Source organism: Alteromonas sp. RKMC-009 (assembly GCF_003584565.2).
GTDB lineage: Bacteria > Pseudomonadota > Gammaproteobacteria > Enterobacterales > Alteromonadaceae > Alteromonas.
Genome location: NZ_CP031010.1, coordinates 4,017,782 through 4,031,341 on the forward strand (window position 1 = coordinate 4,017,782; position 13,560 = coordinate 4,031,341).

13 protein-coding genes are annotated in these 13,560 nt (G+C 49.8%); 5 read left to right on the plus strand and 8 right to left on the minus strand.

Features of this window, described 5'->3' with window-relative positions; genetic code table 11:
• Position 1: 1 nt before the first annotated feature.
• The 3 genes from DS731_RS17610 to DS731_RS17620 all read right to left on the minus strand — a co-directional run bounded on the left by DS731_RS17610 (position 2) and on the right by DS731_RS17620 (position 2,004).
• On the minus strand, positions 2-481 hold the full coding sequence (locus DS731_RS17610) for a hypothetical protein (protein WP_119502556.1): 480 nt from the start codon (positions 479-481) through the stop codon (positions 2-4).
• A 159-nt stretch (positions 482-640) separates the two neighbouring features.
• A complete protein-coding gene (locus DS731_RS17615) occupies positions 641-1,312 on the minus strand; it encodes a tRNA1(Val) (adenine(37)-N6)-methyltransferase (RefSeq protein WP_119503484.1) in 672 nt (223 codons plus the stop codon).
• 53 nt (positions 1,313-1,365) lie between these two features.
• Entirely contained in the window at positions 1,366-2,004 is a 639-nt protein-coding gene (locus tag DS731_RS17620; RefSeq protein ID WP_119502557.1) for an NAD(P)H-binding protein, read from the minus strand.
• 60 nt (positions 2,005-2,064) lie between these two features.
• On the opposite strand from DS731_RS17620, the gene DS731_RS17625 reads away from it, so the two are divergent.
• Positions 2,065-4,278, plus strand: a complete 2,214-nt coding sequence (locus tag DS731_RS17625; protein WP_119502558.1) for a S9 family peptidase — start codon at positions 2,065-2,067, stop codon at positions 4,276-4,278.
• 52 nt (positions 4,279-4,330) lie between these two features.
• Here the strand turns inward: DS731_RS17625 and DS731_RS17630 are convergent, their stop codons facing one another.
• The 3 genes from DS731_RS17630 to DS731_RS17640 are packed head-to-tail and all read right to left on the minus strand — an operon-like array spanning position 4,331 to position 6,501.
• Positions 4,331-4,705: a PH domain-containing protein gene (locus DS731_RS17630; protein WP_119502559.1), complete on the minus strand. Its 375-nt coding sequence runs from the start codon at positions 4,703-4,705 to the stop codon at positions 4,331-4,333.
• Between the two features lie 21 nt (positions 4,706-4,726).
• Entirely contained in the window at positions 4,727-5,395 is a 669-nt protein-coding gene (locus DS731_RS17635) for an EAL domain-containing protein (protein ID WP_161599178.1), read from the minus strand.
• Complete coding sequence (locus tag DS731_RS17640) at positions 5,362-6,501, minus strand: hypothetical protein (RefSeq protein WP_150154313.1); 1,140 nt, start codon at positions 6,499-6,501, stop codon at positions 5,362-5,364. Before DS731_RS17640 ends, DS731_RS17635 begins: the two co-directional genes overlap by 34 nt.
• 208 nt (positions 6,502-6,709) lie before the next feature.
• Between DS731_RS17640 and DS731_RS17645 the strand changes: the two genes are divergently transcribed.
• Together DS731_RS17645 and DS731_RS17650 are read left to right on the plus strand one after the other, a co-directional pair.
• The gene (locus DS731_RS17645) at positions 6,710-7,717 is read left to right on the plus strand and encodes a serine/threonine dehydratase (RefSeq protein ID WP_119503485.1); all 1,008 of its coding nucleotides are present in this window, start codon (positions 6,710-6,712) and stop codon (positions 7,715-7,717) included.
• A 3-nt stretch (positions 7,718-7,720) separates the two neighbouring features.
• A complete protein-coding gene (locus DS731_RS17650) occupies positions 7,721-9,382 on the plus strand; it encodes an amidohydrolase (protein WP_119502562.1) in 1,662 nt (553 codons plus the stop codon).
• A gap of 74 nt (positions 9,383-9,456) precedes the next feature.
• Here the strand turns inward: DS731_RS17650 and DS731_RS17655 are convergent, their stop codons facing one another.
• Both DS731_RS17655 and dinB read right to left on the minus strand, forming a co-directional pair.
• Entirely contained in the window at positions 9,457-9,687 is a 231-nt protein-coding gene (locus DS731_RS17655; RefSeq protein ID WP_119502563.1) for a DUF1653 domain-containing protein, read from the minus strand.
• A gap of 1 nt (position 9,688) precedes the next feature.
• On the minus strand, positions 9,689-10,765 hold the full coding sequence (gene dinB / locus DS731_RS17660) for a DNA polymerase IV (RefSeq protein ID WP_119502564.1): 1,077 nt from the start codon (positions 10,763-10,765) through the stop codon (positions 9,689-9,691).
• A 186-nt stretch (positions 10,766-10,951) separates the two neighbouring features.
• On the opposite strand from dinB, the gene DS731_RS17665 reads away from it, so the two are divergent.
• Entirely contained in the window at positions 10,952-11,464 is a 513-nt protein-coding gene (locus DS731_RS17665) for a glycoside hydrolase family 108 protein (RefSeq protein WP_119502565.1), read from the plus strand.
• A 452-nt stretch (positions 11,465-11,916) separates the two neighbouring features.
• Complete coding sequence (locus DS731_RS17670; RefSeq protein ID WP_119502566.1) at positions 11,917-13,539, plus strand: S8 family serine peptidase; 1,623 nt, start codon at positions 11,917-11,919, stop codon at positions 13,537-13,539.
• Positions 13,540-13,560: the final 21 nt, after the last annotated feature.

The following is a 13,560-nucleotide window of genomic DNA, read 5'->3' on the forward strand; positions in this document are numbered from 1 at the left end:
ATCAGCGCTCCAAAATGGGAACGCGGGTAACTGCTGAATAATTCCCGCGGTTAATCAGTACGAGGTGACTGTCAGTGACTTCAACTTCATGATTACTCTGGTAAAAACGTTTTGATAAAGCATCTCTGTGACGACGTTGCTCTTTAACCAGCAGATAGCATACCGGCTGCACCACACAACCACTGAAGAAAGCAATAAACTCCAGCGTAAACAGCCATACCGTTGATACGGGCGAGATAAACAGTGAAAAACACAGCATACAAAAGCTGATCACCATGACGACCAGCCAGATTGCCATCATACGTTTTGCCCGTTGCAGGGCTTTCTCTGCTGCACAGAACTGCCGTAAACGGTTCTGCCACAAGTTCTCCAGTTGATAAACCGTGTTATCACCGAAGTGTTCTGTGCCGGAGAAACTCTCAGACTCACTGCTAAAAGCTTCGCCTTCACTGACCTGCAGCGGAAAATTATCAAACGACATTACACAAGGCTCCCGGAAATGTAGCGCCTTTCCGGATAACCGGAAAACGTGCTGATTTCTTAGATCATAGTTTAAAGCCGTGCCTTGGCAGGATAAATTCAACTTATGGCTGATACTTATATGAAGTTATAACACCAGAAAAATGGATTCAATGATGCGCTAAAATTTTAAGTAGAATTCACGACATAAGCGGCGAAATTCTGACGTGTACTCTCCGTTACCGTCCCGAATTGCCAGTTGCTTACTACCTAAGCAATTTCTTTGCCGTTTAAAACGCCAGGCGATCAGATAAGGCTGTTTATCCACCACCGCACTGACGTACAGCCTTTGACTGGCGTACAGTCCGGCCTTTTCTGCAGTTTCAGTAATCAATGTTTCCCGGGAGGCCGGATATACGCAGTAGAAGATGCCGTCGTCAGTCAATTGACGGGAAACAACATCAAAAAGTGTAGCGGGCGACAAACTGTCGTCAATTCTGGCGGTTGCCCGCTCTGTGGTCAGCGTTGTGTATGCCCGCGAGTCCCCGGACACTGATTCAAAATAAGGCGGATTCGTTATAATCACATCAAAACGGCCGGACAATGTAAGGGAAGTGATGTCACCGGTTAATGCCTGTAACTGAGTTGACCAGGGGGATGCGGCAAAATTCTGTGCAGCCTGTGCCGCCGCCAGCCCGTCAATATCCACCGCAGTTATTTGTGCAGCAGAACTGGCCTTTTGCGCCATCATCAGAGCAAGTATGCCGCTGCCCGTACCAATATCCAGCACCCGCTTTGCATTGCCGGGCTGCGCCCAGCTTCCCAGCAACATACTGTCAGTATTTACTTTCATGGCGCAGTTATCCTGGACCACCCCGAACTGCTTACAGCGAAATCCCCTTCCCATTACTGGCTGTCAAACTCCTGCAGAGTAATCATTTTATGGGCCACTTCCGTGGCAGACACGGGCCGGTATTTCTTCAGTGGCCCGGCCATAAACGCACCCAGAGCAGGTGCTATCATCTGCCCGAAAGCTTCCAGCGGACGGCTTTCATTTCGCTCACCAAGCAGTAATGAAGGTCTGACCGCAGATGCGTTTGGTAGTTGGGGCATCCGCATTAACGCATCTTCCAGTTCTCCTTTTACGCGCAGGTAAAAGTTGCTGCTTTTCGCGTTTGCTCCCACTGAGGATATCCACACAAAACTGTCGGCGCGCTGCGCCCTGGTGAGCTGCGCGGCAACGTGGATATACTCGAAATCGACTTTACGGAAAGCCGCCTTTGAACCGGCCTGTTTAAGAGTTGTACCTAAACAACAATAAACATGGTTAACACTGAAATAGCCCTGATAATCCTGTAGCTGCTCAAAATCAATGACCAGCGGTGTCAGCTTACCCAGCGGATCGCTGAACAAGCTCGCCGGTACAGGCCGCCGGACCAGAATGGTAATAGAGTCATATCTGGGATCGAGCAATAGCTGGCGAACCAACGCCTTTCCCACCAATCCTGTCGCACCCAGCACTAAAGCGGTTTTATTGCTATTCACCTTGTGTCATCCTTTAAATATCCGACAGACTTTTATAACTAACGATTGCCAAAGATAATAATGAAAAAAACGTTACTACTCGGAGCCCTTATGCTCAGTTCACTCGTTCACGCCAAAGATCTATCCATCGAACGTATATTTGAATCACCGTCACTGGACGGAAACGCCCCGCGGAATTTACAGGTCTCCCCTGACGGACAGCGGGTCACCTTCCTGCGCGGAAAGCAGGAAGATTATGATCAGCTGGATTTGTGGGAATACCACATCCAGTCCGGCGAAACCCGCATGTTATTCGACTCAGCCACCCTTGCACAAGGCGACGGTGAACTGTCTGACGAAGAAAAGGCCCGCCGTGAACGTATGCGCTTATCCGGCAGCGGTATTGTCAGCTACCAGTGGTCAGCCGACGGCAAAGCCTTACTGTTTCCTTTAGGTGGTGACGTGTTTTATCACGAACTGGGAAAAGCGGGCGCCAGACAACTGCTTGATACGGACGCATTTGAAACAGATATCACTTTGTCTCCGAAAGGCAATTTCATTGCTTACATCCGTGATCAGAACCTCTATGTAAAAAACATCGCCAGTGGCAAAGAAACCGCGATTACCCAGGGCGGTGGCGGCAACATCAAATATGGTATGGCCGAGTTTGTTGCACAGGAAGAAATGGGTCGTATGACCGGTTACTGGTGGTCACCCGATGAAAAATACATAGCTTTTACCCGTGTAGATGAAAAGCCGGTAGACATTATTACCCGCTCTGAAATTTATGCGGACAGCATAAAAATGATTGAGCAGAAATATCCCGCCGCCGGCACCCCGAATGTGGAAGTGACGCTGGCAATTCAGGAAATTGGCAGCGGTGCCCGTCAATGGGTGGATTTGGGCAAAGATAAAGACATCTATCTGGCCCGCGGTGCCTGGATGCCATCCTCCGGCGTTTTCACCTATCAATGGCAAAACCGTACCCAGCAGGCGCTGGAGTTACGTGCTTATGATCTGAGCAGTAAAAAACAGACCGTACTGATAGAAGAAAACAGTAATACCTGGGTGAACCTGAACGATGATTTGACCTTCCTGCCAGAGCGCAATCAGTTCATCTGGGCATCGGAGCGCGACGGCTACAAACATCTTTACCTGTATAACAATGATGGTTCTCTGGTAAAGCAGCTGACTAAAGGCAAATGGGTCGTGGATGAGCTTGAAGCCATCGATCCTGAAACGGGCAACATTTACTTTACCGGCAGGAAAGACACGCCTCTTGAGCGTCACTTATACAGTGTTTCAATTGATGATGGTGACATTCAGCGTATCTCAGAGAAAGACGGCTACCACAGCATCACTTTCTCTTCCGACGCCTCGATTTATGTAGACAGCATGTCAACGGTGAATCACCCTGCACAGGTGAGTCTGCACAAAGCCGGTGGCGAACAAATTACCTGGCTTGAAGAGAATGCTGTAGACGAAAATCATCCTCTCAGTGCCTACATGGACAGCTGGACAAAACCCGAATTCGGCACCATTACCACTGACGATGGCGCAGAGCTTTACTATCGTCTGTACAAGCCGGAAAACCTGGAAAAGAAGCACCCTGTCATTGTTTATCTTTACGGCGGACCACATGCACAGGTTGTGACTAACAGCTGGGGCGGAAACCGCGGTCTGCTGATGCAATATTGGGTAGACCAGGGCTATGTGGTTTTCAGCATCGATAACCGTGGCTCAAACTACCGAGGTAAAGCCTTCGAAGATCCTATTTTCAAGAAAATGGGAACGGTAGAAGTGGATGACCAGGTGGCGGGTGTGAAATTCCTGCGTACACTGCCGTATGTTGATGCAGACCGCATCGGTGTTCATGGCCACAGCTATGGCGGCTACATGACACTGATGTCGATGTTCAAAGCCGGTGACTACTTCGCTGCCGGTGTCTCCGGTGCGCCTGTCACCGACTGGCGCTTGTACGACACGCATTACACTGAACGCTACATGGGTAATCCGAAAACTGATGATGATGCTTACACAGCCTCCAGCGTCTTTCCTTACGCGAAAGACTTAAAAGGCGATTTGCTGATTTACCACGGTATGGCAGACGACAACGTACTGTTTACCCACAGCACTAAACTGTACAAGCATCTTCAGGATATGGCTATCCCATTTGAAACCATGGATTACCCGGGTAAGAAACACAGTATCCGCGGCAAAGAAACCGGTATTCACCTGTACAAGACCATCACCAACTTCTTTAACCGTAATCTGCATCCTTCGAAAGCGGATTAAACGAAAAACGGGCTGCGATTGCAGCCCGTTTTGATTTCCATGCAGTCCGGATTTAACCGAACATCTGATTAGCCAGTGCGTTCTGTACGCCCTGTGCGGCATTTTTGCTCAGCTCAATTTCAACTGGTGCATCCTGACCCGACACCCAGATTTTCAATTCAGAATCCGTATCGAAGTGTCCCGCCGTTTCCACTACAAACTGGGTAATGGATTTGTAGGGAATTGAATGGTAATTCACTTTGCGGCCTGTCAGCCCTTGCTTATCAATAAGGATCATACGCCCTGATGTGAAGACGATTAAGTCTCTGACAAGTTTGTAAGCACTTACAACAGATTCACCTGCGCCCAGTACCGGTGCTAATTCTTCAGCCACAGCCTGCGCATCAGTTTCACTGGCATTACCTAACAACGCATCAAACAATCCCATGGGTTCTCCTTAAAATGACGTTTATGCCCGAAGCAGATTAACATTATCACGGGTATGCAGACGATTCATCAATGGTAGTGGTTTACCCAGAGCAAAACCCTGACCGTAATCGACGTTCAGTTCCCGTAATGCATCACAGGTAGCCTGGTCAGTAACGAACTCAGCGATGGTTTTCTTGCCCATACTTTGCGCGATAGCACTGATCGCCTTCACCGTTTCATGATCGATACTGTCTCTGGCCATATTTTTCACGAAAGAGCCGTCAATTTTCACAAAATCGACTTCCAGATTTTTCAGATAGGTAAACGATGACATCCCTGCACCGAAATCATCCAGTGCAAACAGGCAACCTTTACTACGTAAAGTCTCAATGAAATGTCTGGCTGCATTAATATTGGTTACTGCGGCAGTTTCCGTTATTTCAAAGCAGATTTTGTGTGCAGGTACGGATGAACATGTCACCCGGTCAACAATATTTGCCAGCCTTGAGGGATCACCTAGTGTTAACCCTGATAAGTTAATCGCTACTTTCCCGAGTTTTTCGAGATGGGACGGATGCGCTTCGAGTATCGATAAAGTACGGTCAACCACCCAGCCGTCAACCTGATTCATCAGGCCATGTCTTTCAGCCAGCGGAATGAACAATGCGGGACTTATCAGCCCGCCTTTGCCATCCGGCAGCCTGAGCAATATTTCGTAGTGTTCAGCGCCTGCTCTTCTTTGTGCATTGGCACTATGGACTGACTGTGCAATTCAAACAGCCCGTGCTGGATTGCCCGTTGCAGTGCATGCAACACACTGCTTTCTTTATTCAGCCCGCTTCCGCAGCCATCAGGTTGATGCATCACATAGCGGTTACGGCCCTGATATTTTGCCTGATAGCAGGCGTTGTCTGCCGCTGTAGCATCTGTATCGACTTTTACGTAGGTCTCGTAAGGCACTCCCGAGTCAGACACTTTCTTTGCTGCGGTTGTCAGCTCAGGATGACCAAGAAATGCCATCAGGTAGTGCAGTGTGTGTGGCAATTGCCGGTTTTTCAGAGAGGGAAACAGTTCATAGCTAACGGTATTAGCTTCAAGCAGTACAAAGCCGCCGGACGCGGGCTGGTAAATCATCAGTGCATCCAGACCGGCTTCGCTGGCTATCTGATACCGTTTCTGGCTGACAGATAACCTGACTGCACCTTTTAACTGTTTATGGAAAATCCAGCTGACCAGTAAGGACATCAGCACACCCGCCGCGCCCAGCAACCATCCGGCGTCAAACCTGGCGGGCCTGCTCTGTATCTGCAGTGACCAGTTGCGGCCCAGAAAAGCAATATTGCCGGTTTCGACAATTGAACCGTCATCAGCAAAGTCACCGGCTTCCAGTAAGTGTGCATCGATATCGCGGATCATGAAATTAAACTGAGGCCCCACCAGCTCGCCGACCATGGCGTCAAGAATTTCACTGACATCGAAAGTGGCTACCAGGAAACCCAGTTCAGGCTCCTGCGTACTGATGGCGCGGGCGTATACTAAGAAATAATGGCCACTTGTCTGCGACCGCACCAGCATACTATGAAAATCATCAGACAGGCGAAGTGAAGGGAGCCTTAGCGGCAACTCTTTCCTTTCAGGCTTTGAAAAGCCGGCAGCTTCTGCCCCCTGCCCTTCCGGAATAGTCATCCAGCTGATCTTTCCGTTTCTGTCTGTCACAGACAATGACGTATAGCCGTGCTGAATATTCATCAGCGACACAGCCTGAACGTTGAACCAGTCAATTTCATTGGGAGAGAAAGCAGGCCAGGTCTGCATCAGACTGATCATTGCCTGACGACGCTCTGCAGAAAACAGCTCAAAACTGTTTTTCAGTTGACTGGCATCACATCACTACCCGGCTATGTTGAAACCGGGAAAAATACTACAAAAGTATGAAGTTTTTATTAAGTCGCAGCATCACAGAAACAGTGATAGTGTAGAAGGTTGAAATAGCGAAGACTATCAAGGAACAAAAGTGACAGATATCCGCCTTCCCACCTTTGATGACGTGCATGCAGCGTCATTACGGCTTAAGGGAAAAGTAAGCCGCACACCTCTGCTGGAATCCTCATTATTAAACCGCTGGCTGGGTCAGCGTATTTTGTTTAAAGCAGAATGCCTGCAAACTACCGGCGCATTTAAAATGCGCGGTGCAACAAACTTTATCAGCAAGCTGGCAGAGCAAAATGCTCTCCCTTCAGGCATTGTGGCAAACAGTTCAGGTAACCATGCCCAGGCCGTGGCTTATGCTGCTGCACAACTAAATATTCCGGCAACGATTTACTCCACCGAAAATATCTCTGCGGTAAAAGCCGCTGCGACTAAAAGCTATGGCGCGACACTGGCGTTGTACCCCACCCGGCCTGAAGCCGATGCAGCGGTGGCCGAAGCGGCAAAAGAAGAAGGAACTGTGTGGATCCCGCCCTTTGATCATCCGGATATTATCGCCGGTCAGGGCACAGCATGTATGGAAGCGCTGGAAGATGCCGGTAAAGTGGATGCCGTATTTGCGCCTTGCGGCGGCGGTGGCCTTATCAGCGGCACCTTGCTTGCTGCCAGAGCCCTGCAACCGGATGCCAAAGTCATCGGCGCTGAACCTCAGGCAGCCAACGATGCATCACGTTCTCTGCAAAGCGGTATTATTGAGTCACTACCGGGGCCGGCAAATACACTGGCAGACGGTGCGGCCACACCTTCAGTTGGCTTGCATACCTTCCCCCTTTTACAGCAACTGGATGACTTTTACGAAGTTGATGAAATCCAGATTGCCTACTGGACCCAGTGGTTACAACATTTGCTGAAACTACATGTAGAACCCACCAGTGCCATGAGCATGGCAGCGGTAACCTCTTGGGCACTGGAAGCGCCAAAAGGCCAGACCGCCCTGGTAATACTCACCGGCGGGAATATCAGCCAGCAGAGCATGCAAAAAATCTGGGCGACAGACTATTTACTTCAGCCACCTAATCTAACTGAACAGGAGCAGGACTAAGCCATGTCATTGTTTAAACGTTCATTACGGTGGAGTGCCGCCGTATTGCTTACTGCCTCATTTAACTCCCTTGCCGGCACGACATTAATCAATAATATCAGCGGCTATACCCTGAATAAAAAAGGCGAGCTGATCGCCTTTTCTTCTGTGCTGATAGAAAACGGCAAAGTGAAAAAACTGGACCCGGAATCTCCCCGCGCCGACGCAGTAGTAGATGGTCACAACAATGTCTTACTGCCCGGTCTTATTGATGCCCACGGTCACCTGCTTGGCCTTGGCAGCAGTTTACTGGAAGTGGATGTACGTGAGAGTAAAAGTGCGCAGGATGCGGCTAAGCTGGCTGCTGCCTACGCATTTGCCAATCCGGAACAGCACTGGATCACTGGCAGTGGCTGGAATCAGGAAATGTGGCCGGATCGCAGCTTCCCGGACGCAGGCATTCTGGATAAAGCGATCCCTCGTCGTCCGGTGTGGCTGACCAGAGTTGATGCCCATGCAGGCTGGGCCAATTCAGCCGCATTAAAACTGGCCGGTATTACCCGTGATACGCCAGACCCGGTGGGCGGAAAAATTATGCGTGATGCCGATGGTAATCCCTCTGGCGTGCTGATTGATAATGCCATGGGACTGATGGAAAAGGTGATGCCAGCCCCGGGCGCAGAACTTTACCATCAGCAGCTAAATGCCGCCGGTCAGCATTTGCTGTCCGTGGGTGTTACCGCCATGCATGACGCCGGTGTTCCTCATCAGGTTTACGATTTTTATCTGGCCCGTGCAGCAGAACAATCGTTGCCGGTACGTATTTACGCCATGGTCAGTGCTACAGACAAGGACCTGGACGCCATGCTGGATAACGGACCGGTGCGCAGCAGTGATGATTTTCTGTTTATCCGCAGTGTAAAGGCTTATGGTGACGGCGCACTTGGAAGCCGTGGTGCAGCTCTGCTGGCCCCTTATACCGACGATCCGCATCAGACAGGTTTACTGCTTACCCAGCCTGAAGAAATGGCTCCCCTGTTCAGTAAAGTCATGAACGCCGGATTTCAGCTCAACTTTCACGCTATCGGCGACCGCGCAAACCGTATGGCGCTGGATCAATTTGAAAAGGAAATGAAAAAACATCCTGATGCTGACTTCAGAAACCGTATTGAACATGCTCAGGTGATTCATCCCGACGATCTGCCCCGGTTTGCGGAGCTGGGTGTACTGCCTTCCATGCAGCCCACCCACGCCACCAGCGATAAGAACATGGCAGAAGACCGCCTCGGAAAGGATCGCATGGCCGGTGCATATGCGTGGAAGACTTTGCTGGATTCAGGGATCCCCATTCCGCTGGGTTCAGACTTTCCTGTAGAGCTGGCCAATCCGTTTTACGGTATTCATGCTGCCGTTACCCGTCAGGACAGAAACAACCAGCCGGTAAAGGGCTGGTATGCTCACGAAGCGATGACCGTTCAGCAGGCTTTCAGAGGCTTTACGCTGGATGCTGCCTACGCCGCACATATGGAAGACAGTCTGGGTACGCTGACCCCGGGGAAATGGGCTGACTTTATTCTTGTGGATCAGGACATCTTCGATGTAGATCCGAAAGATATCTGGCGCACCCGGGTGCTGCAGACCTGGACAGCGGGAATTAAGGTATTTGATGCTGAGCGCAACCAGTAACGGCAAAACAGCGGATACGAGTAATTTAAAAGGGGCGCTTTGCGCCCCTTTTATGATTTTATTCTACCGGATGATTAATCCCGGTCCTGCTCTTCAATATGTCTGAAACGGGGAACCGTTTCTCCGTTCACTTCCACCTGCTCAGTGAACATGGTCAGCGGACGCACCCAAAGCCCTTTTTCACCATATTCCGGCCGGTACACCACCAGTTCCGATTCATCTTCTGAGTGCTTAGCCACACCGATGACAGTATAAAAGTTGCCTTTGTAATGTTGATACGTTCCGGGCACAACCGACTTTGACATATTATTCATCCTCCAGTGGCAATAGCAGCTGCTCTGCCGGCAAACCGCCGGCTAATCCAATGTGAATGCCCACCAGCCTGACACCCCTGCCTCTGGACCGTTGCCACGCTTCATCCAGCAATTCATAAAAAAACGCTTCTTGGATATCGTGATGACGGTGCTCAACGGTGGTTTGCTGGAAGTCCTGAAACTTGAGCTTCACGCCCTGAGATTTTATCAGACATTTCCGCTCACCGGTCTTTTTTAAATGCCCTTCAATGCGTTGCTGCATCTTCTCCCACAGTACAGGCAGTACCGCCTTGCATTCATCAAGCGTATGCAAATCGCTGCTGAAGGTACGTTCCACTCCGATTGATTTTCTTACCCGGCTGACATTAACATCCCGCTCATCCACACCGTGAGCACGGTTCCACAGCACTGAACCGAATTTCCCCAGCTCTTTCTGCAGACGTTCAAAGGGATATTGCCGGACATCATTACAGGTAGTCAGGCCCAGACGCTGCAACTTCTGCTGTGTGACTTTGCCCACGCCGGGAATTTTTGACAGCGACATATTTCTGACAAATGCATCCAGCTTATCCGGTGTGATCACACATAACCCGTCCGGTTTATTTTCGTCACTGGCTACCTTAGCCACGAATTTGCATGATGCCACACCAGCCGAGGCAGTCAGATTCAGTTCTTCTTTAATTCGCCGGCGGATATCCTGTGCTATGAGTGTGGCGCTGCCGTTAAACAAAGTGGTGTGAGTGACATCCAGATAGGCTTCATCCAGAGATAAAGGCTCGATGAGGTCGGTATAATCATTGAAAATTTCACGGATACGCTGACTCTCGCGGACGTACATATCCATTCTGCCGGGAACCAGAATAAGCTCAGGGCACAAACGCTTTGCGTATGCTGTTGCCATGGCAGAGCGCACGCCAAATTTTCTTGCCGGATAGTTACACGTTGATATCACGCCACGGCGATCGGCGCTGCCGCCAATCGCTATGGGCTTATTGATCAATGACGGATTGTCGCGCATTTCAACTGCAGCGTAAAAGCAATCCATATCAACGTGAATAATCTTTCGCACTCTGCCACCACACTGTATATATGAACAGCATTTTAGCGGATTATGTCAACTATGCCAGTGCAAAGTTCAACACTGAATAAAAGGTCAAAATATTGCAAAAAGTTAATACAACAGGATTGTAAAACCTTATTGAAAAGATAAACTGGTAATAAGCGTAAAATTTAACCATTCATCAGGGAGGATGTCATGGCTGCTTTTTTACCCGCCTTTGAAAAAATGATTGATAACGAAGGGGGCTATACACTTCATCGTGTGGAGGGTGACCGCGGTGGTGCTACCTACGCCGGCATAGCCCGCAATTTTCATCCTGACTGGGAAGGCTGGCCGCTACTTGATGCCGGCGTTCCCGACAGTCAACTGATGCCCCATGTCGCAGCGTTCTATCAACAGCACTTTTGGGAACGGATCCGCGGAGACTTTATTGATTCTCAACGTGTAGCTGAAACCCTCTTTGACTTCGCTGTTAATGCCGGTCTGTCTGCAGCGTCGAAACTGGCTCAGGAAGTTGCTGATGTGTACGTTGACGGGATCATCGGTACAAAATCCTTAAAGGCCATCAACAACATGCCACCGGAAGTATTTCTGCATGGCTATGCACTCAAGAAAGTCGCCCGTTATGCGGAAATTGTTAATCATAATCCCTCGCAGGCAAAGTTCCTTCTTGGCTGGATAAACCGGACACTGAAAGGTATTGCATAGCAAACCTTTCCGGCTCCGCCCCCGGATACGCTATCGCCCCTTTTCCTGATTACATCTTTACACAAAATTTAAGTTGGATTTCGGGATAAATCTGTTTTTATTTATCTTTTCCTTAACTTAAATTTTAGTCAGTTTTTGTTTCTCCGCTGCCCGTCATGCCTGGCCGGCATACCAATACCCCCGTTTTTTATACGTATTAAATGCCATTCATAGTTATACGGCTATATGCGTAACTCCCGATAGACTTAAGTAGTATGGATTTCGAGCTGCAGAAAAAAGCAGCGTTTACAACGTTTGTGCATAGCCGGTTTATTTCTCCTGAATGACAAGCTGACGGAACAGTTTTTGTCATCACTAAAGCAGATAAACCGATGTGTACAGACCCGGTAAAAATACCCCGTAGTAACACGCCACAGAGCGGGAGGGGATAACAACAAGACAGGAAAAAAATAATGTCCATATTACGCACATTACCATCCAAATCGTTACTCGCTACATCGTTAAGTTTAATTACATTAACCGCTACTGCAGCGTCTGCCGGCAACGGGCCGGTCAGTGTTTCCCCTGAACCACTTACCTTTGAGCAGTTAAAGAACCTGCGCCAGGATCTGCGTTTACAGGAAAGCAATGAACGCTACATTGTCACCTTTAAAAATGGTAAAGGCGCAATGGCGGGCAAAGGCAGCATTAATGCCAGTGACAAGGCGCTGGATGTGGCATCAGTGAAATCTGCCATACAACAGGCAGGTGGCAAGACACTTAAAGTGATGGAACGCCATGGCATGGCTGTCGTCACATTAAATAAGAAAGCACTCAACGCCCTGCGCAAGAGTAAGGACGTTGATATCGCCCCTGATCCGGTGCGGGAGTTAATGGCCCAGTCCACGCCATATGGTTACACCATGGTACAGGCGAATCAGCTGATCCAGTCTGATACCAGCGCCCGCAAAGTCTGTATTATTGATACCGGTTATAATCTGGGTCATCCGGATTTACCGGGCACCAATGACGGGGTTACCGGAATTGGCAATAACAGTGCAGTGGGTAACTGGTATAACGATGGCAACGGCCACGGAACGCATGTTGCCGGTACGATTGCCGCCTATGACAATTCAGAGGGTGTGATCGGTGTCTATCCCGGTGCCAGCCTGCATATTGTGAAAATATTCAACGACAACGGTGACTGGACTTACGCCTCTGACATCATTACTGCTATCGACCAGTGTCAGGATGCCGGCGCTGATGTGGTTAACATGAGTTTAGGGGGCTCAGGCTCGTCTTCGGCAGAAGCGTCTGCCATGCAGGGTTTCACAGACGATAACATGCTGCTGGTCGCCGCAGCCGGTAACGCCGGCAACAGTTCACTGTCTTACCCTGCCTCCTACGATGCCGTAGTATCTGTTGCAGCCGTTGATTCCGGTAAAAACCGCGCCAGCTATTCACAGTACAACTCGCAGGTGGAAATTGCCGGCCCCGGCAGTTCAGTCTACTCCACCTATCCGGACAGCACCTACGCCACCCTCAGCGGCACATCTATGGCCACGCCACACGTTGTCGGTGCAGCGGCCCTGGTCTGGAGCTTTCATCCCCAGTGCAGCGCTACGCAGATTAGAAACGCGTTAAATGCCACCGCAGAAGATCGTGGCAGTTCAGGCAGAGATAACCAGTACGGTTACGGCATTGTGCGGGTAGCGGAAGCAAACAGCTACCTGAACAACAACGGTTGTGATGGCAGCGGTAACGGCGGTGGAGACCCGACCGATCCGGGTGTGGAACCGGTATCAGGACAATTAACAGGATTATCAGGTTCACGGTCATCCTGGGATCGCTACACCTGGGATATCCCGGCTGGCGTTTCCACGATGACAATTCAAATCTCCGGCGGCAGTGGTGATGCCGATCTGTATGTGAGATACGGCAGCCAGCCTTCCACATCGGCCTATGATTGTCGTCCTTACAAGAACGGCAACAGTGAGGTGTGCACGTTTACTGCACCGGCTGACGGCACCTGGCATATCGGCCTGAGAGCTTACAGCACTTACAGCAACGTAACGTTAAGTTACAGCTACGAGTAGAAACAAAAATGGCCGGACATT

Coding starts and splice junctions, on each gene's coding strand:
- DS731_RS17630 (WP_119502559.1), bottom strand. CDS start 4,705: ATGGGATTGTTTGATGCGTTGTTAGGTAATGCCAGTGAAACTGATGCG.
- DS731_RS17665 (WP_119502565.1), top strand. CDS start 10,952: ATGGCTGCTTTTTTACCCGCCTTTGAAAAAATGATTGATAACGAAGGG.
- DS731_RS17625 (WP_119502558.1), top strand. CDS start 2,065: ATGAAAAAAACGTTACTACTCGGAGCCCTTATGCTCAGTTCACTCGTT.
- DS731_RS17610 (WP_119502556.1), bottom strand. CDS start 481: ATGTCGTTTGATAATTTTCCGCTGCAGGTCAGTGAAGGCGAAGCTTTT.
- DS731_RS17670 (WP_119502566.1), top strand. CDS start 11,917: ATGTCCATATTACGCACATTACCATCCAAATCGTTACTCGCTACATCG.
- DS731_RS17655 (WP_119502563.1), bottom strand. CDS start 9,687: ATGTCAAAGTCGGTTGTGCCCGGAACGTATCAACATTACAAAGGCAAC.
- DS731_RS17650 (WP_119502562.1), top strand. CDS start 7,721: ATGTCATTGTTTAAACGTTCATTACGGTGGAGTGCCGCCGTATTGCTT.
- DS731_RS17640 (WP_150154313.1), bottom strand. CDS start 6,501: ATGCAGACCTGGCCTGCTTTCTCTCCCAATGAAATTGACTGGTTCAAC.
- DS731_RS17615 (WP_119503484.1), bottom strand. CDS start 1,312: ATGAAAGTAAATACTGACAGTATGTTGCTGGGAAGCTGGGCGCAGCCC.